The 18,770-nt window shown below is 38.4% G+C and carries 19 protein-coding genes and 1 riboswitch; of the genes, 1 reads left to right on the top strand and 18 read right to left on the bottom strand.

Annotated features, from left to right (window positions below; all coding sequences use genetic code 11):
* Positions 1–111: 111 nt before the first annotated feature.
* The 6 genes from A4245_RS02680 to A4245_RS02655 form a co-directional block, all read right to left on the bottom strand.
* Positions 112–1,047 (bottom strand): D-alanine--D-alanine ligase family protein, encoded by a 936-nt coding sequence (locus A4245_RS02680; RefSeq protein ID WP_067725413.1) that lies wholly within the window; start codon positions 1,045–1,047, stop codon positions 112–114.
* 184 nt (positions 1,048–1,231) lie between these two features.
* Positions 1,232–1,810 carry a genetic competence negative regulator gene (locus tag A4245_RS02675; protein ID WP_067725412.1) on the bottom strand — a complete coding sequence of 193 codons (579 nt, stop codon included), beginning with the start codon at positions 1,808–1,810 and terminating at the stop codon, positions 1,232–1,234.
* 449 nt (positions 1,811–2,259) lie between these two features.
* Positions 2,260–2,565 (bottom strand): hypothetical protein, encoded by a 306-nt coding sequence (locus tag A4245_RS02670; protein ID WP_067725411.1) that lies wholly within the window; start codon positions 2,563–2,565, stop codon positions 2,260–2,262.
* 11 nt (positions 2,566–2,576) lie between these two features.
* Positions 2,577–3,143 (bottom strand): CPBP family intramembrane glutamic endopeptidase, encoded by a 567-nt coding sequence (locus A4245_RS02665; RefSeq protein ID WP_067725410.1) that lies wholly within the window; start codon positions 3,141–3,143, stop codon positions 2,577–2,579.
* Positions 3,130–4,680 (bottom strand): RecQ family ATP-dependent DNA helicase, encoded by a 1,551-nt coding sequence (locus tag A4245_RS02660; RefSeq protein ID WP_067725408.1) that lies wholly within the window; start codon positions 4,678–4,680, stop codon positions 3,130–3,132. Before A4245_RS02660 ends, A4245_RS02665 begins: the two co-directional genes overlap by 14 nt.
* Position 4,681: 1 nt before the next feature.
* Positions 4,682–5,749, bottom strand: a complete 1,068-nt coding sequence (locus tag A4245_RS02655; RefSeq protein WP_067725406.1) for a YpbB family protein — start codon at positions 5,747–5,749, stop codon at positions 4,682–4,684.
* A 231-nt stretch (positions 5,750–5,980) separates the two neighbouring features.
* On the opposite strand from A4245_RS02655, the gene A4245_RS02650 reads away from it, so the two are divergent.
* On the top strand, positions 5,981–6,232 hold the full coding sequence (locus A4245_RS02650) for a ferredoxin (protein ID WP_067725402.1): 252 nt from the start codon (positions 5,981–5,983) through the stop codon (positions 6,230–6,232).
* 142 nt (positions 6,233–6,374) lie between these two features.
* Here A4245_RS02650 and A4245_RS02645 read toward each other — a convergent pair whose 3' ends face one another.
* The 12 genes from A4245_RS02645 to A4245_RS02590 all read right to left on the bottom strand — a co-directional run bounded on the left by A4245_RS02645 (position 6,375) and on the right by A4245_RS02590 (position 18,739).
* On the bottom strand, positions 6,375–7,580 hold the full coding sequence (locus A4245_RS02645; RefSeq protein ID WP_067725401.1) for a hypothetical protein: 1,206 nt from the start codon (positions 7,578–7,580) through the stop codon (positions 6,375–6,377).
* Entirely contained in the window at positions 7,577–8,113 is a 537-nt protein-coding gene (gene sigX, locus A4245_RS02640) for an RNA polymerase sigma factor SigX (RefSeq protein ID WP_067725400.1), read from the bottom strand. Before sigX ends, A4245_RS02645 begins: the two co-directional genes overlap by 4 nt.
* A 584-nt stretch (positions 8,114–8,697) precedes the next feature.
* Entirely contained in the window at positions 8,698–9,213 is a 516-nt protein-coding gene (locus A4245_RS02635) for an ECF transporter S component (RefSeq protein WP_067725399.1), read from the bottom strand.
* Between the two features lie 3 nt (positions 9,214–9,216).
* On the bottom strand, positions 9,217–9,645 hold the full coding sequence (locus A4245_RS02630) for a DUF4430 domain-containing protein (RefSeq protein WP_067725398.1): 429 nt from the start codon (positions 9,643–9,645) through the stop codon (positions 9,217–9,219).
* A 150-nt stretch (positions 9,646–9,795) separates the two neighbouring features.
* A riboswitch (cobalamin riboswitch) is annotated at positions 9,796–9,972 on the bottom strand.
* Between the two features lie 62 nt (positions 9,973–10,034).
* On the bottom strand, positions 10,035–11,798 hold the full coding sequence (locus A4245_RS02625) for an ATP-binding protein (protein WP_067725393.1): 1,764 nt from the start codon (positions 11,796–11,798) through the stop codon (positions 10,035–10,037).
* Complete coding sequence (locus A4245_RS02620) at positions 11,798–12,514, bottom strand: response regulator transcription factor (protein ID WP_067725391.1); 717 nt, start codon at positions 12,512–12,514, stop codon at positions 11,798–11,800. Before A4245_RS02620 ends, A4245_RS02625 begins: the two co-directional genes overlap by 1 nt.
* Before the next feature lie 106 nt (positions 12,515–12,620).
* Positions 12,621–13,811 carry a c-type cytochrome biogenesis protein CcsB gene (ccsB, locus tag A4245_RS02615; protein ID WP_067725389.1) on the bottom strand — a complete coding sequence of 397 codons (1,191 nt, stop codon included), beginning with the start codon at positions 13,809–13,811 and terminating at the stop codon, positions 12,621–12,623.
* A gap of 52 nt (positions 13,812–13,863) precedes the next feature.
* Positions 13,864–15,501 carry a cytochrome c biogenesis protein ResB gene (gene resB, locus A4245_RS02610; RefSeq protein WP_067725388.1) on the bottom strand — a complete coding sequence of 546 codons (1,638 nt, stop codon included), beginning with the start codon at positions 15,499–15,501 and terminating at the stop codon, positions 13,864–13,866.
* A 28-nt stretch (positions 15,502–15,529) separates the two neighbouring features.
* Positions 15,530–16,108, bottom strand: a complete 579-nt coding sequence (resA, locus tag A4245_RS02605; RefSeq protein WP_067725387.1) for a thiol-disulfide oxidoreductase ResA — start codon at positions 16,106–16,108, stop codon at positions 15,530–15,532.
* Between the two features lie 60 nt (positions 16,109–16,168).
* Entirely contained in the window at positions 16,169–16,903 is a 735-nt protein-coding gene (locus A4245_RS02600; protein WP_067725386.1) for a pseudouridine synthase, read from the bottom strand.
* A 164-nt stretch (positions 16,904–17,067) separates the two neighbouring features.
* Complete coding sequence (locus A4245_RS02595; RefSeq protein ID WP_234402333.1) at positions 17,068–17,661, bottom strand: replication-relaxation family protein; 594 nt, start codon at positions 17,659–17,661, stop codon at positions 17,068–17,070.
* A complete protein-coding gene (locus A4245_RS02590; RefSeq protein WP_084268635.1) occupies positions 17,600–18,739 on the bottom strand; it encodes an FtsK/SpoIIIE domain-containing protein in 1,140 nt (379 codons plus the stop codon). Before A4245_RS02590 ends, A4245_RS02595 begins: the two co-directional genes overlap by 62 nt.
* Positions 18,740–18,770 lie beyond the last annotated feature (31 nt).

Genomic DNA, 18,770 nt, shown 5'->3' with positions numbered 1-18,770 from the left:
TACCTCCTACAATATACATAAAAGTTTTATACATCCCACTCAGAGATTAGTATACACCTTCATAGTAAATATGCAATAGAATAGAATTGTTTTCCAACCGGTATGTCTAGATCAGTTCATTTTGTCCAGAGTCAGCGTGACAAATTCTTCTATCATATCGCTATAATCAATTCCAACTGCTTTAGCAGCATCAGGGAAAAGACTTGTTGGAGTCATGCCAGGCAATGTGTTTACCTCTAGAATTACCGGTAGGCCATCTTCATTCAGTATGAAGTCTACTCTCGAATAGATTTCACAGCCCAATGATTGGTGTGCAAGGATTGCATAATCCTTTATTTTCTCGGCTGTACTCTCCTCTATTACTGCTGGCACAATGTGTTGACTGCCTCCTGGTGCATACTTGGATTCATAATCATAAAAACCGTTTTTCGGTATGATTTCTATGATAGGCAATGCTTTTTCATTCCCTTTTGGCCCCATCACCGCAACTGTCAATTCTCTGCCCTTAATAAATTCCTCGGCCAATATAGCGTCATCACTTGCCGCTGCGCTGGAAACTGCTTCTGCAATTTGTGAACGGTCAGTTACTATTGTAAGTCCCAAAGTAGATCCTTCTTTATTCGGCTTAATGACAAAGGGTGGTTTAAATGTCTTCTTTATTTCCTCTGCTATGCTCTCTGTTCCATAGTTTGAAGAAATTGCATATACTTCACTTTTAGCCAGTGGGATGTTATTCATCATGAATACTTGTTTCGCTTTCGCTTTATCCATCGCTAACGCAGAAGCAAGAACACCGGATCCGACATATGGAATGCCAAGCATATCCAACAGTCCTTGTATTCTTCCGTCCTCCCCATATTTCCCATGAAGACCGATAAATACAAGATCAGCCTTCAAGTTAATTATATCATCCAATCTATCGGGGTTAAAATCTATTTCAAGAACCTCATGTCCCTTTTTCCTTAATGCATTTACTATTCCCTTCCCCGAAGAGAGGGAAACCTCTCTTTCACCGGAAACTCCCCCATATATTACCGCGATTTTCATTCTAAGCACTCCTTTTAAATCAGTCTAAATAGTTTAACCTTTAAGAGGTTGTTCAAAAAGGTCCGGTAAAAATGGCACTTCAAATTTCTTGCGAATGCTTACTTTTCCTGCGTGCAGATTCGTTTAATATCACTGAAACAGCCTCGAACATCGCGGTCCTTTTAATCCTTTTTGAACACACACTTTAATAAAAAGTTTCGATTATTGTTTGAATGGCATTGGAAGGAAATATGATCTTTCCATATTCCTGCAATCTGTGTGAAGTAACAATGCTCGGATTGGAATACTCCGACATAACAGCTATTATATCTTCCTTATTGATATTCGTATGGTCGATTTCATCAAGAATCATATAGTAACGATTATCCATGTGATACACTTTACCGCCTTCAATCTCAAAAGGCAGCAAATAGGATGCGACTTGAATAATGTCTTCAAATTCATCGAAAGAAAAGATTAATTCCTTGCTTTCATCCAAAGTGACTTTCATTTCAATGAAATCATCATCCCAATGAAGATCTTCATACTGTTGGGTCACGAATATATGCATACCTTGTGCCTGCATCAGATGAACCTGGACAAGAAGCATCCCTTCAAGTTCTATGCCAAGTTCACTGCTGGCTTCATACATCATATCACTGAATAGGTTACGTACACTTGATGCATCATGCCATAAATCGTCTTTTGTAAAACCACGTTCAATTAGATCATCAAACGTTAAAAAAATTTTAAATTGGTCATTAGACAAACGTTCAATCCGCATACTGCATCCCCCTTATATAGGTGCCTATTTGTGAAATTTTACTCGGTTCATTATACCAGTTAATGATAATAGTAAGCACTTAATACAATATATGCATATCATCAATATGTTGAACAGTGCCATGTATTTATCTTTGTTGTTTATTTAAATATAAGTGCGTGGCAATTTTCATTTCTTTAAAGGTCTGGAAGGAAGCTGATGTTTTTTTCACCTTCACTAGTTTATGAGTGGTACTTCTGCTTTCATACCCGCTTCTTTTCTATATGCCATACCCGAAAACCCGGATTTGTCCTGCGTACATGTTCTGTCAGCAATGTATGTATTTCTTGAAAATAAGAGAATAAAACTTTGCATATATTAGTAAATAGCCAATTCGTAAAGGGGAGTTTTAGTCATCCCCTTGTGGTGCAATCTCAGCAGCGCTAAAAACACCACCACTGAATGACGTTTCATTTTATGGAAGAGAATAATTCATCCCCCAAAAAATAGTATACGCCAATCACGATAATAATAAGTAACAATAGGACAAACAGGAACCGAAAAAACGGTCTGCTCATTTTGATGTGCATTCTCGGATTGGCATGGATTTCTTTTCTCGGTGGCAGATTTAAGATATCTACTTCACGCTTTTCCCGAGTGTCAACAGGTTCAGCTGTATGGTCCGTGTCTTTCTGTTCATTTTCTCTCTCCAATTCATCAAAAATCCGACGAAGCTCATCTGTTTGCTCATTTGAATTATCTGATTTCATTTTCATTTCAAAGCACCTCACTTCTTTAAGCGAATGACTAACCCCAACAAAAAGTCTACACAAAAATGAGCGGTGATCGTTACAAGTAAGTTGTTTGTCAATTCGTACAGGTAACCGATATAAAAACTTACAAATAAAATGGAAATAAATAAAACGGGTTTCTTCATATACCTTATATGTACAATAGCAAAAAGCAAACTTGCAGCTATATACCCGAATTCGGTCTGGATAACTCCCCTGAACAATAACTCTTCTGAAACAGCTACAAAAAATGAGAAAAAGAGAATAAATGAAACGGATTGGCTGCTGAAGATTCTTTCGTTTATCCCATCATCATCGTAATAGTTTTTCGGAAGAATGTATATCATCGCTAAGTCAATCAAGACAATAATCAATCCCGATAAAATTCCTTTGGTCAATATTTCGTGTACATTCCAATCAAAGTAATGAAGCCAGTCCGAGAAATTATCAAATAGGACAAAACTTAACAGGATGCTGATCAGGATAAACAGTGATTGAGAAAGATACAACTGTTTTTTTAATTCTTTGTCTGACAGCTGTTTAATAATCTCACTTTGCTTCATCATTTTCTCCTATGAGAAGTAACTTTTTCAGTTTCAGCTGCCAGCTTGAATATTTTTTTAAATCAGATGGAGTCTCATCGGGTACCCATTTCTGCCAGGAAAAGCCACATGTACTGCAGCACTGGTAAGCCGAATCTTTGTAGGAGGTCTGAAACGGTTTATACAAATGCTTCCGAAGGCACTCCTTTGTGTGGACCCATCGTAATACATCATACAATTTATCTTCCTTATACAGGACTCTCTTTCTTATCGTGTTCTGGATGGAAAATAAAGCATTCTTCCATGTATCTTTCTGATAAATGACCCGATTATTTTTTATAATATCATGTTTTTCCAGTTGGAAGCGAAGAAACTTCCATTGAACTTCACTTATATTCAGAGTGCTTTCCATATGTTCCTTCGCTAAAGACATTTCTATCTGTTCATGCGTCATGGCGTACAAATGATGGAATAAATTGGTCACATCCTCTTCATCGGGTAATTCATTTTTGATCATATTGCCAGGTATGTAGGCATCGTTCGGTGAAAAAAGCAATAACCCTACACTCGATTTGCCATCCCTTCCAGCCCTGCCAACTTCCTGGATATATGACTCAAGCTGCAGTGGAAGATGATAATGGATAATGAGTCTGATATTACTTTTATTGATGCCCATCCCGAAAGCACTCGTACAACAAACAATATCGAGCTGATCATTCATGAATTGCTGCTGAATGCTTATTCGATCCATCTGATCCATTCCGCCATGATAGAAAGCTGTTTGCTTATCGGCCAGCCGTTCAGAAAGGATCCCTGCTGTTTTTTCCGCTGCCGCTCTGCTTGTAAAGTAGATAAGCGCGGGTATATGATATTTCTTGAATAAATCGATGATTACTTCAAGCTTCTCTTTATCATCAGCAACCTCTTCAATACAAAATGCTATATTTTCTCGATCCATCGGGTAAATTCGCTTCAACATATCAGGTCTTCGTAATGAACCAATAATATCCTCCTGTACCTCCGGGGTTGCCGTTGCACTCAACGCCAGCACTGTAGGATTATTTAATGCTTCGATAGTGCCACCGAGTTTTAGATAGTCCGTCCTGAAATCATGTCCCCACTGGGAAATGCAATGGGCTTCATCAATGACAAATAACTGAACATGGTGCATCCTTAATCGGTCAATTAATTCTTTTTGCTGCAATAGCTCCGGAGAAACATAAATCAGTTTATAATTTTCAAGGTTGTTATAAACAGACTTCCTTTCAGCGGGATTCATAAAGCTATTGATTGCAACGACCTCTTTAAAGTTATTTGCTTTTAATTCTTTTACCTGGTCGATCATCAGGGAGATTAATGGTGAGACAACTATAGTCAATCCTTGCTGCAAACGGGCAGGAAGCTGGTAACAAATTGATTTACCTGAACCTGTAGGTAGTATTCCTAGTACGTCTCTTCCTCTGAGCACCTCTTGAATAATTTCTTTTTGGCCTGTCCGGAAAGAATTATAGTGAAAATAATGATTTAAATAATCTTCCAAACTATCTGTTCGCTGCATATTAATCACCTTGCTTCAGTAAATTCTTATTGACTGCCAGAACAAGCCGTATCTGAAAATAGCTGACATTTTTATTGACCGATTGCTTAATATCCTTTAATTTAAAAGACTTTTCCTTCTTTAACACAGTTGTAATCTCTCTTTGTTCTTCTGGAGTTATGTAATTGCTAAGTGGAAAGCGGCTTTCATATAACGCAATTTCGACAATATGATCATGGATCGTATTTATTTTCAGGTTTCTTGCTGCTGCAATCTGTTCAATTGTGTAATTTTTGTTTAAAAATTCCTTGGTCACATTTGCAGAATGTGTAATTTGATTCGGTTCAGCTATATCCCTTAACATATAGGCAAGGATTGGAAAAAAATCTTTATCATTCAGCACGATGGATATCATTTGATGTATACCCTGTTGAAGGACAAGATGCACATCAAGTTCATTCAGCTTGTATTTTTCGGAAAGCTGGTAAATACTTAAACCATAATTTTCAAACCCTGACAGACGGTCGACAAAAATAGACGCGTCCATATCGGAAAAGTTATTTAATACCGTGTGGATCTCCTGATAAAGGCCATTTAATACTTGGCTTTCTTTCCTTTTTATTTTTTTGTAAAATAGCCTGACCCATTCTTCTGCTGAGCTGTTATCTGTAAGAGGGATAAAGTGATAGTGACCCATTTTTACATTTGTCAGCGTCTGGACAGTTAACAACAGGCGTAAGTAAAATAACTCTGCAGTTTCATTGTACTTCAGGCCATTAAATTTTTCGATCCCCAACTGTTTTTTTTGCTCATAAAGCCATGTGGCTGCAAAATCTGAGATAATAAAAGCGCCCTCAGTATGCTCAACTGGCTGTATGTATCCGCCAGTAACCAATTCAGAAATTTTGACTGCAAATTTCTGTTTATTTAAATTGCTGTGAATTCCATAAAATTTATCAAGCTGATAGATATGAGCGTCCTGTACGGTTTGAATGGACTTCTTTCCTTTCAATAGATGATAAATACTGGAGGCCGTTCTTTCTCCATTCAGATTTGAAATGCAAGTCAGGATAATACCATTAAAAATCAAATGAAGCCCCCCTTTTTTAAAAAATAAGAAAGAATATATTTTGATAGCAATTAACTCTTACACATAAACAGCCGCTTTCAGCTCCAGCGCCTACCCTAAGCTTGTCGGGGGTGACCAAGGCGCTTCCGCTTTTTGTTCTCAAATGACATGGAGTTTAACGGATGTTGTTGAAATCACTTGAAATCAGATTTAGAATAAATGTAGCGGTTTTTATTTTAGGAGGAAGAATGAATGTCGAAATACACAATCGTTGATAAAGAAACTTGTATTGCATGTGGCGCTTGCGGTGCTGCAGCCCCCAAAATTTTCACCTATGATGATGAGGGTCTATCTTATGTTTCCGTCGACGAAAACGAAGGAACTTCATTAATCCCGGATAAATTGGTGGAGGATCTGCTTGATGCCCATGATGGCTGTCCAACGGGATCAATTAAAATCTCAACGGTTCCCTTCAGCGGGAATCCGTTACGATTTGATGATTAATACTGAAAACCTCGAACCTATTATACATTCAAAAAGTGTTTTTGAAAAATAATATTTCAAAAACACTTTTGTTGGTTGATAGGAACCTTTCCTTTCTGCATAAGTGGTAGCGAAGAAACTAAGCCTACTGATTCCATCCTATTTAATTCCTCAAATCTACAGGATTTGCACCCTCTGGAACCTTTATCGGTTCAGAGGTGTTGTAATTGCCAATCTCATCAAATGGAAGATTATTGAACTGTACATATTCATATCCATAACTTTTGGCAGTCATTAATATCGCTTCTATCATAATCAGGACTTCCTGGCTATTTTCAAATGACGTTTCATCCTGCAATGTAAGGATAAGCTCATTTCCGGATGAATCGGCTGTATACTGTACCGTTTCAGGGATGGTTTGGTTGATATTAAATTCTGTCTGTTCCACTTTCATTTCGGCTATCGCATCAGTGATGGACAGGTTGTTTGAATTTGGTACGGGTATAAGAAATTGATTTTTATACAGCTTATATATTTCTTCGTTTCTGTTTAATGAAAGTTCTTCAATAACTCCAAATGGCCCCATATCTATACCACCGTTTTCGGATTGGAAAACTGCCTTATCGATGCCATAGGGCGTAAACATGGCAGATAGCGTCTGTTCAAATATATGGGCATTTGCCGAACCGTCTCCAATGGAAAATTCATCGTCGAGACGAATCCGCACTTCTGATTCCTCCAGCTCAAAAGATGCATCTTTTAACATATAATTATTCAGTTCCATTTCTTCCATATCCATATAACTTTCCAGGCTATTGTAATACGCTTCCAGATCAGCATTTTCAGGTACAAGAAAAGAAATCGGGATGATAAATTGTTGTTGATTGTCTGGTATCGCAGCGTATACAATCTGATATGGTTCACTCGATTCCATTGTTGTGAAACTGGTGAGAGAATCATTTGTATCGATATTTTGTTCACTCATTTCTTCTGTACGCTCAGCTTCAGAGTCCTCTGTATCAACAGACCTTTCCTGTTCCTCATTGGCGCTTTCCATTTTATTTGAATTGTGTGACGCATCGTCATATGCCGTTTCATCAACTGAGAATAATTCAGCTGTTTCATTGTTGCTTTGGAATATGTCAATTTGGAGCATAAACGGTATCATTAAAATGATTGCAGCAGCTGCTACAGTAGAGAGTATGGGAATGAGCTTGCGGTCTGTTTTCCTTTTTTTGGTTGAATGACTCTCTGAAAATACTGAGGAGATGCGGCTATATAGGACTTCTTTGTCTGTATCATCTGTTATGTCAGGCATACCTTTTAGCCCATCAATGATTTCCTGGTGTTTGTCTTCTGTTCGCTTCATTGAACATCTCCTCCCTGCGTGTTTTGTTCAAGCAATCGTTTCTTTAAGTTCTTTAATCCTCTGTGTTGAGTTGTTTTCACTTTGCTCACACTGAAGTTTAGTATTTCTGCTGTCTCCTGAATAGAGAAAGACTGCAGATATCGAAGAATCAATACGCTTTTCTGATCGATGGTACATTTGTCGAGAAGTTTATACATTTGTTTTATTTGCTCATTTTTGATTGCTATGTCTTCCGGTAATTCCCCTTGATCTGAAAGTGTTTCACCTTTCTCCTCCCAGTCAAAAAGATCCATTATTCTATTTCTTTTTCTCTTAAGGGAGCGGAAGTGGTCGTATGTAACATGCCTTGCAATAGAAAAGAGCCATGTCTTCTCGCTGCTCTCTCCTTTGAAATTCGCATACGATTTCAATACCTTGATGTAGACTTCCTGTATAAGATCTTCAGTTGTTTCCTTATCTTTTACCATGTAAAAAATGTACTGGAACAGATCCTGATGATAGTTATCATATAACTTATCAAAAATGGCCTTCATAAAGACCCTCCGTTCAATTATATAGTCGTAAATAAGTGCGAAATAGTTACAACAATACTATATGCTATATAATAAAAGTGCAAGCTGCTTTATTGGTTGTCAATTTTAAATATATTCGTTAGTTACTCAGCTTTTGCAGCGTGGAATTGACAAATAAGCCATGTTAGAATTAGCAGTGTTGGAGATACACTGCTTAAGTTAAATCTGGATTAACTGTTAGGCTATCATCGAATTTGATATAAAATGCGAAGTAACTACTATTTGTATTAGAACTTTGGCACGAATAATGGAAGCGAGATACTTCGGCGACCGCTCTGGGAAATACACTGCGCTTTTCGCGGGCGGCTGCCGAAGTTGCTTTTTTCCATCTCAGAGCTGTGGAAGTTACTTCGCAGTCTACATAAACTGCGAAGCCTATATGGCAACAAAAATCATATGAACCAACATTGCTTTTGTCATGTTAGCAATGCGGATATTAGTGGTTTTCTAAGTGTAACCCAGTTAAACGTTTGAGCTTATTATATTGGAGTGAAAGCTGAGTTATTATTATAAAGGCTGAAGGCAAGAAAAAATACCAGCTGTGGTCAGCTGGTATTTTTAATCGTGAATCTATGCTTTGCATATTTACTGAATAAATGATTCATAATTGGATACAAAAGTATGATAAATACTGCGTTCCCTATAGCATGACTTGTATCGAAAGGAAGTCCTGCCAAATAATATGGCCAGAATTTTCCTGTGATTTGGTAGCTTGTCAGTGATATGATAACCCCATATAAATATCCACTGAACACCGCAAAAGGTACAATAAATAAAAGCGATAGGCGGTGAAAGGTTTTCCCCAACAACCCACTTAAAATACCGATCATACTCCAGGAAACTATTTGCCATATCGTCCATATGCCCGTTCCCATCAACATATTAGAGAGGAAGGTAGTCACGACCGCCAAAAGAATCGCCGATAATGGACCAAGAATCAGGCCACATATGATTATGAGAGCAGTTACTGGCTGGACGTTTGGAATAAATTGAAAAACATATCTACCTGCTACGGCCATGGCAGCGAGTAAAGCTATTATCGTAATTTTGTATGTGTTCATCTTCTATTCCCAGGATTGTAAATCAAAAACAACTTTATCGCCAGGAGACAGTTCATATTCACTTGCCCCAACGGTAGGCATCTCATCATTTACAAAGAACATCCATGCTGTCCCATCCTCGTCACTGGCAGCAACTCTTTCGATTGAAGTTATGTATGTGCCATCAAATTCTGTTTCGATATAGAAGTTTTCTTCCATCACATCCATCAGTATGTCGCCTTCTTCAATTTCGATTTCTTCCTCTGTAACAAACTCTTCGCCTTCGTTGATAGAAACAGTAATGCGGACAGAATCTTCAGCTACCTGTTCTGTATCGGAAGTTTCGTTCGTGCTGACCGATGTATTTTGGTTCGTATCGTCTTCAGATGTGCATCCAATTAATAACCCTGCTGACAAAATAATTACGGTGAACATTAACATCCATTTTTTCATCGTCTTCCCCATCCTTCAAAAGATATTGTTACTGGAATTAAATAAAAAAATCCGCCCTGGTGGATCAAGGCAGATTCAAGACAGACAAATATTCATAGGCAAATTTGCTTTATGTATTCGCATGTCTCAACCGCTTATACCCTCGAAGCATCGAAACAATTGAAATTGGCAGGTCTACTGACTTTTGATTCCAACCTACTTTAAGCCCTTCCCATACATTATCCTGTACAGTGGATTGCTTATTTCGTAATCAATTACAGTTGCGAGGACAGTTCCAGACTTTCACTGGATTCCCTAAAAAATTCACCGAATTTCAATATTCAAATTAAACTATTCAATTCCAATACAATTGTATCATAGCACAAGAAGTATAAATCGGAAAGTCTAATTTACTGCTTCTGTTGTTGGGGAATTCTAAAGCTGAATGTAGTTCCTTGATCTAATTTGCTTTTCACCTGAATGGTGCCTTTATGGGCATCAATAATGTTTTTGGCAATTGCCAAACCGAGGCCGGTCCCTTTTTTCTCTTTGTTGCGTACCCTGGATTTGTCTGCTTTATAAAAACGTTCAAAAACAAACGGTATATCTTCTTCTGGTATCCCACTGCCACTATCATTTACTTCTACATACATTTCATCAAGGGTGTTTACTACGGAAACATGGACCGTTCCACCTTCACCAGTATGTCTGATGGCATTATCAATTAAGTTGGTAAATACTTGTTCCAGCCGGTCCGGGTCAAATATCCCACTCGAAGGTTCCGTGTTTAACTCCATTGTCAGTTCAATATTATTATCGGATGCGAGCCCTTTAAACTTATTTACGATACGTTTGACATAAGTCTCCAAATCCATCCTGTCCAGATTTATTTGTATTTGTCCTGCTTCCATTCTAGCAAGATCCAGTAATTCATTGACGAGCCGCCCCATACGAAGGGATTCCTCATGAATAATTTGGGCCAGTTCATTTTTAGCATCTTTTGTATCTGCAATATCATCAACAATCGCTTCACTATATCCTTGCAGCATGGAAATCGGAGTGCGAAGCTCATGTGATACATTTGCTATGAAATCTTTTCGAAGTTTATCCAATCTTCTTTCTTCCGTCATGTCACGGATAACAGCAACTGCCCCTCTTACATAGGTCTGATCATATAAAGGTGTCATCAGCATCACGTAGTTTCTTCCCTGCAGACCAGCTTCCCGCAAAACAGCCTGTTCCCCCTCAATGACTTCTTTAAGAGCTTCCTGCAATTCCGTTGGCAGCTTGCGATTTTCCTTTGACCGAACATCATTTTTAAAATGCCAATCATCAATGTATTTTTGTGCTGGGGGGTTAATGACAAGTATATCCCCATTACGGTTCAGGGTCACCACACCGTCAGCCATCGAGCTTACAATACTGGATAGCTGCTCTTTCTCCTGTCTTAATGCATTGATGTGAAATTTAAGCTGTCTACCCATCCGATTAAACTCGATAGCTAGATCACCTATTTCATCATGTGTCAGTACAGGGACCTTCGTATTAAATTCTCCCCTTGTCAGATCATAAGCCGCTTCACGCATTTTAATTAAAGGGGAAGTGATTCTGGTCGATAGAAATACCGCAAAGAAAGCAGTAAGCATAATGGCAATCCCAGCACTTAACAGAATCAGCTTGGTAGTTTGCGCTTTGGTTTGATTAATGATATCAAGCGACTGAAAGACAAATATGGCCCCACCATTCTCAATAGGTGAACCAACAATAATCATTTCTTTATCTGTATCAGGAAAATTGATTTGCCTTTGGATCTTTTGCTGGTTATGAAGCACCTCATTAATTTCATCCCTGGTTTCCAGCCAATTCTCATCCTGTGGAAGAAGATCATCATCATTGCTTGTAGACAGCCAGATATCGTCTTCGCTGTAAAATATAGCAATGCGACTGGATGGATCTTTAAGCAACTCTGTCATTTCTTCGACAAATGGCCTATCCTGACCTCTTTCCACAAGAGAAGAGATTTTTGTTGCTGTTTGCATCATTTCGTTTTCGGCTTCCTGTATGTGAAAACTTTCAAAGAATTCCATCAAAAATATAGTCAGAATGGAAAGTACAAACGCAACAAGCAATAGAATTGTTAATGAAAGTTTACCAACTACACTGCGCCAGAACATTATACATCATCAACTTCAAATTTATAGCCAACTCCCCAAACGGTTACAATCATTTTGGCGGCGGATTTGGAAACAGTGCTTAATTTTTCACGAAGCCTTTTGACATGCGTATCAACCGTGCGAAGATCACCAAAAAATTCATACTGCCATACTTCTTTCAGCAAGTGCTCCCTGTTAAATACTTTATCCGGAGACTTGGCAAGAAAACAGAGTAATTCATATTCTTTTGGAGTAAGGCTTACTTCTTCTCCATCTGCAGTAACTCGATGTGCATCATGATCGATTGTAATATGAGGAAATACCAGAATATTTTTGGAAGAAGTATCTGTTTCATTGAAAGAGGATGCTGATACTCTTCTCAATACTGCTTTCACTCGCAAAACCGCTTCCCTTGGACTGAAAGGCTTCACGATATAATCATCAGCTCCAACTTCAAACCCTTGCACACGATTAGCTTCTTCGCCTTTTGCGGTCAGCATGATTACTGGAGTATCCTTCTTTTTTCTCAACTCCTGGCATGTTTCGATTCCATCCATTTCCGGCATCATGATATCGAGGATGATCGCATTATAATCAGTATCCAGGGCCTTCTCCAAGGCTTCCTTCCCATTCTCGGCTTCATCTACCATATACTCTTCCCGTTCAAGATACATTCTTATGAGTCTGCGAATTCTTTCTTCATCGTCAACGACTAAAATTTTTGCTTTCGGATCCATGTTAGCTCCCCCTATATTCAACGCTGATAGTAATTATAAACTGTATGCTGAAAAGTATTAAAAAAAATGAGGTATCTTTATGATACCCCGTTCTGTAATGAAATGTCTAAGCATACGAATGCAGGCCAGCAAGTACCAAGTTAACTACAATAAGGTTAAACATGATAATTCCAAAACCTACAACTGCAAGCCAGGCTGATCTTTCGCCGTGCCATCCTCTTGATAGGCGCAAATGCAGGAAGGCAGCATAGAAAAACCATGTAACAAGTGCCCAGACTTCTTTAGGGTCCCAACCCCAGAACCGGCCCCAGGCAATCTGTGCCCAAATTGCAGCAAATATTAAACCGCCAAGTGTAAATACCGGAAATCCAATGGCTACCGAACGATACATGATTTCATCAAGCAAATCAGGTTTAACACTTTTCAGAAGTGGCTGTATTTTCGCCCCAATCCGTTTACGTGTAAACAATCGAATGACACCATAAAGAATTGTACCAGCAATAAATGACCAGATTACTGTATTGAATTTTCTTCCGGCATCTGCGCCCTGCATCCATGCAGGTGTTTGGAACCATGGCTGCATAGCGTCTTCTGTAAGAAGTGTTCCTTCATTCGGAGCGGCGATGGCTGGTAAATGATATTCGGTAACAACACTCTGATTTCCTTCCTGATATTCGAAGGTTGCGTTGTAATTCATTAAGTTGAAAGTTGTAGTGATGAGAATAAAACCGACACATAAAATAATGGTATAGAGAACAATCTCAAGCCAAATATTTTTTGTGGTTCGCACGCTTTGATCGATTTGTCGAATCAAATACATAATTCCTGCGACAAAACTGATAAATAAAATCCCTTGTCCCAATGCGACTGTTGTTACATGTATGTACAGCCAGTGGCTTTGCAATGAAGGCACCAATGGGGAAATATCAGTTGGAAACATACTTGCATAAGCTATGATTACCATTGTAATCGGCAATGCGAATAAACCAAGAAAAGTAAATCTGTAATAGAAATAAATAATGATGAAAGCAAGAACCATACACATTCCTAAAAATGTCATAAACTCAAACATATTACTTACTGGTGCATGTCCACTTGCCATCCACCTCGTAACCAGGTAGACGAGTTGAGCGATAAATCCGATGATCGTAATTGTTATCCCTATTGTTCCGGCTTTTGTTTTTTTTCGCCTGTCAGATTTCTCCTGTCTGATGGTTGCGCCGAAGAAAAAAGTTGCAATCAGATATAGAATAAATGCTGTATAGAGCATCGTACTGCTCAAATTAAGTAAATCCATTAAATTTCCTCCTTAGCCTGGAATAAGCCTGCTGCACATATTGTGCAGCACGTTATTCTTCCAATTCCTGTTGGTCTTCCACCATCTTAATGGAAGTGTTTTCAATCGATTTTTCAATGTCTTTAGAAATACCGAACCAGTTTTTATTCGTATGGGCGGCAAGTAAAATCCCGTTTCCTTTTGGATTGATCCAGATTCTGCGATGCTGCCAATACATTCCTTGTATAACTCCTATCATAAATATTGCTGCACCGACCATAAAGAACGGTAATGTGTAATCGACTCTTAGCGTAAGACCGCTGACATCATGCAAATCAAAGTCTACAATCCCGAGCTTATAATCATTTTCTCCGGTTGCATCAATATTTTTTCCGATTCCGAGAAAGCTTATTTCGGGGTTTTCATTATCAGGCGGATATACCATCATAACGAAAGCCGGATTTCTTGGATAATTCGTTTGTGATGCAGGCTGGCCGTTATTCATATGGTAATCGGGATAATATTGCTCGATCGTAACCTCGAACCCATTATCCAGTTCATAGACTGCTTCGGGGTTAGCCAAATCAATCGTAAATGTGCCCAAGGAGGTCTCATCAGGATCATCTGTTTCATGAATCTTAAAAGTCATATTGGTAAATTCGTTCATTTGATACCCTGATTGGTACAATGTATACTTATCGAATTTTGCAGGCTGATTCATTTGGATGGACTCTTCCAATATTGGATCAAGCACAGGCTCCGCTCCCGGTATCGAATTATTTGTATCCTGATAGACTACAATATCAGTCTGAAAGTTGCTTGGTACGGTACCTTCCTGCTGAATGGCCTGACTGAAGCGCTCATCATTTTCATCATGTGTTTCCATCACGAAATCCTTATTTTCAATATAGAATTCTCCGCTCGTACCGGGGATAACCATTTGTTCGCCCTCTCTCACCCATATGTATTCATCGGTATACATAAGTGATGTGGAACGTAAAATAGCAGCCAGAAGAATAATAATTAACCCGATATGGTTAACATAAGGTCCCCATCTGGAGAACCTTCCTTTTTCGGCAAGGATGTGCCCATCTTCATCACTGACTTTATAACGCGCTTTTTTCAGATTCGCTTTAACGGTTTCGATATCTTCATTGGATACCGTTTCCGTTTCGCTGAATAATCGTTGCCTGTTTAAAAATGTTTCGTGACGTTTCGCTTTCTGTTTTTTTAATGCTTTATACAATGGTACAAACCTATCCAAGCTGCAGATAACGAGAGAAATACCAATGAGTGCTATTAAAATCATATACCACCATGAACTGTATAGATTATGAAATCCAAGCTGGTAATAAATCAGTCCTAATATGCCGTATCTATCTTCATAAAAAACCGCAGGATCGCGTGATACGGCATCTGCAGGTATGTATATTTCCTGTGGGAAAACCGTTCCGAGCATGGATGCTACCAATGCAATAACAATTAGCCATACACCGACTTTAACGGAAGAGAAAAAACTCCATATTTTGTCAATGATCGATTTATTATATGTTTGTGAACGACGTGCAGTACCGTCGTAGCGCATATTGATCAGTTTACTATTTTCATTGCCATCAATATGCTGGTTCCCTTCGATAGGCTTCCCGCATGATTCACATAATACTGTTCCTTCAGGATTGATGTGTCCACATTCACATTTTATTTTTTTCATTTAAATCCCCCACGATGATTGTATGCCGTCAATTCGTACTCGGTTGTATTGCCTGCAAATATCCGTCAAGTCGTTCCAATGTTAAAGCACCATTCACAACCTCTTCAATTTCCCCATCCGGGTTTATAAAGAATGTGCTTGGTATCGGTCCAACTTTGTATAAATCTCTAATCTCTCCCGTTTTATCGTGAGGGATAGCAAATGTCAAATCATATTTATCAATAAAACGATCAACGACAAGCTCTGTACCGTCCAGACTGACTGCTACGATTTCAACACCTTTATCTTTGAACTCCGGATATAATTCCTGCATATACGGCATCTCTGCTTCACATGGTTTACACCAGGTTGCCCAGAAATTAAGCATTACTCCTTTTCCTTCCAGGTCACTTAATTGAATTGCCTCTGCATCATAGTTGTCGCTGATCTGTTTAAGTTGAAAGTCTGGAGCTGCATCTCCAGCTTTATAGACTGTATTATCTTTTTGGAGGTTGCTGATAAGCGCAAATGCAACAGCCGCAACTAATATACCCAGGATTGCCGTTCTAAATATTAGACGATTTCTTTTTTTCTTCTGCTTGTTTATTTTTTTTTGTTCCAGACTCAAGATAAATCACTCCCCTCATCATTATAACACCTGAGTAAAGAGTAAAGTTTGACTATTGTTTTACAATTTAATAGCAGAGTTTCTCATCTGCTTTACTTCTTTAGGTGATAGAGCACGATATTCACCGGGTCTAAGTCCGTCTAACGTGAGCACACCGTATCTTTCCCTCTTCAGTTTCATGACAGGATAGCCTAATTGCTCCATCATTCTTCTTACATGCCTGTTCTTGCCTTCCTGTAAAGTTAATTCAATGATCGCAGTGTTTTTCTTTTTATCGGTGGAAAGAACATTGTAATTCGAGGCTTTTAATAAGTCCTTATCTGATTTGACACCTCTCTTTAGTCTTCCGAGTTCTCTCTTGCCGGGTATTCCTTTAATTTTGGCGACGTAAACCTTTTCCACTCCATGCTTTGGATGCATTAACAAATTTGCAAAATTCCCGTCATTTGTTAAAAGCAGTATACCAGAAGTATCGTAATCGAGTCTCCCGATTGGAAATACTCTTTCACTTACACCTTCCATTAGATCAATAACAACTTTTCTGTCCTTATCATCCTTCAGACTGGAGATTACGCCTCTTGGCTTATACAATACGTAATAGACGAAATCCTCTTTTTCCAACGGTACTCCGTCTACTTCAACATTGTCTGACCCTGTTACTTTTGTTCCAAGTTCAGTCACAGTTTCACCGTTTACCTTTACTTTCCCATCTATGATCATTTGTTCCGCTTTTCTTCTGGACGTTATACCACTTTGCGCAATTACTTTCTGTAGCCTTTCACCACTAGTTGTCATCTGAATCACCATGCTTTTCTTGTTATTTTTCATAATAATAGCGTTAACATTACATTAACGAATAGACCTATATAACAGGGGTTTTGAACTGAATTTGTGTATTACCTGTATATTATGGATAATGTTTTATACAAATTTAGACCACTTTCAATATACTTTTAAATTCAATAAATAACAAATTTTACGCCTGTTTTTATACAGGCTTCTTTTAATTTTTCTTTTCTCAATTCCGATAACGAGTACCATATCAATGTGGGTGTATGCTTGTAACTTTCAAACAAGACAGATGAGAGCTCCTTATATTTTTTAATCTTATCAATATTGGTTTTCATCGTCTGCTCATTATCCACTTCAACAAAATGATACTCTCCTGCTTTTTTAAATGTGGCATCAGGGATTAAAAATACTTCTCCATTTAATCTGATTGGTTTTTCTTTTCTCCAATCGCTGGGCTGGCCTAATAAAATATACAAGTCGTTCCTCATTAATGTGTGAAGTATTTGAGATTTCTTTAATTCAACTTGAGTGGATCCGATACGTTCTTTCCCTCGGTTTGAAAGAAAGTAAATTTTCTGCTCGGTTCTTATGCTGCAGATGGATTTATCTTTTTCCATTTGTTGGAGTATTCTGTGTGCATTTCGGTCACCACCTAATTTATTCACTACTTGCAATTGCCGTCTGGTTGCATACGTGAGATCATTCAATGACAAGAGTATCTGTTCTTCTCTCTGTTGGCGTTTCTGTTGTTGCACCATCATTTGACTCCCACTCCCTTAATCTTTTTAATATCTCTTTATCTTCGACATACGGCACTTGCAGGACGTGTTTTTCATGTGTTCGATAAATAGCCCTTCCTATGTTTGAAATAGTCTCTGCTCCCTGTTCGTCGATTGCTACACGGCTTGCTATTTCAGTCGGTAATCTAAAACTGATCTTTGCATCACTGTTCTGTTTTATCTGCCTGGGGAGCGTGTCAGCCGTTGGATACTGGGTACAAAATATATTCCTGTAACCTAACGCTCCAGCAACTCTGCAAACTTCTGATAAGACATACTGACAATAATCAAATTTAAGCTTTTCTTCTTTACTGTGATGTTTAGATGGAGTGAGTTCCGCACCCTCATCCACAATTACAAACCGCCTACGATGATTTGATGTGTTAATAATGTTAGTGTATCCCTTTGCTTTAAACTCCTTCATATCGGCTCTAATTTGCTTCTGAATTAATTGCAAGCATGTATAGGCTTCGTTTACATCACTGGCAACGTATTTAACCTGTTTCAAATTCCTGTACTTATTAAATTCAAGTCCACCCTTTAGATCAATGATGTAAAACTCCGCATCATCAGGGTGATTATTTATTAAATGTGCAAAAAGTAATTTTAATAACACGGTCTTTCCTTGCCTGGTCATTCCAGCAATTGTCATGTGCGGGATCTTATCGAAGTCATGATTGATTAATTGCTCCTGAGTAAATCCGATCGGTACGGTCCAGCCCTCTGTTTTATTCCAGTCATAATCTAAGCGCGTGGGAAGTTTCTTTTTATATACCTTGATGTGTAGCTTCTGATTGGCAAAAGAAACTTTAACAGGTCTGTTGAGTACCTTTTCTAATACCTGCAGCTTATCCTCATCCACAAGGCCATACGGCACGTTATAAGTGTATGAGGTAGACACATCTGTTTTATGAGTTTTAATTAATGCAGGTGTGCGATCCTTAACCTTATAACCGATGTTTGCAAAAGTGTGTTCAATTTTTTTCTTGTCATTTGGATTCCAGTTTGCTGCAGCATAAATGGAGAGTGCAGCGATCCCTCCACCTATCAGCATTTCCATATACATTCCCCTATTCTTTTTCATATTCAAG

The organism is Oceanobacillus damuensis, from assembly GCF_001618145.1.
GTDB lineage: Bacteria > Bacillota > Bacilli > Bacillales > Amphibacillaceae > Oceanobacillus > Oceanobacillus damuensis.
Note: the sequence above shows the minus strand (reverse complement) of the source record. Positions and strands in the feature narration are given on the sequence as shown.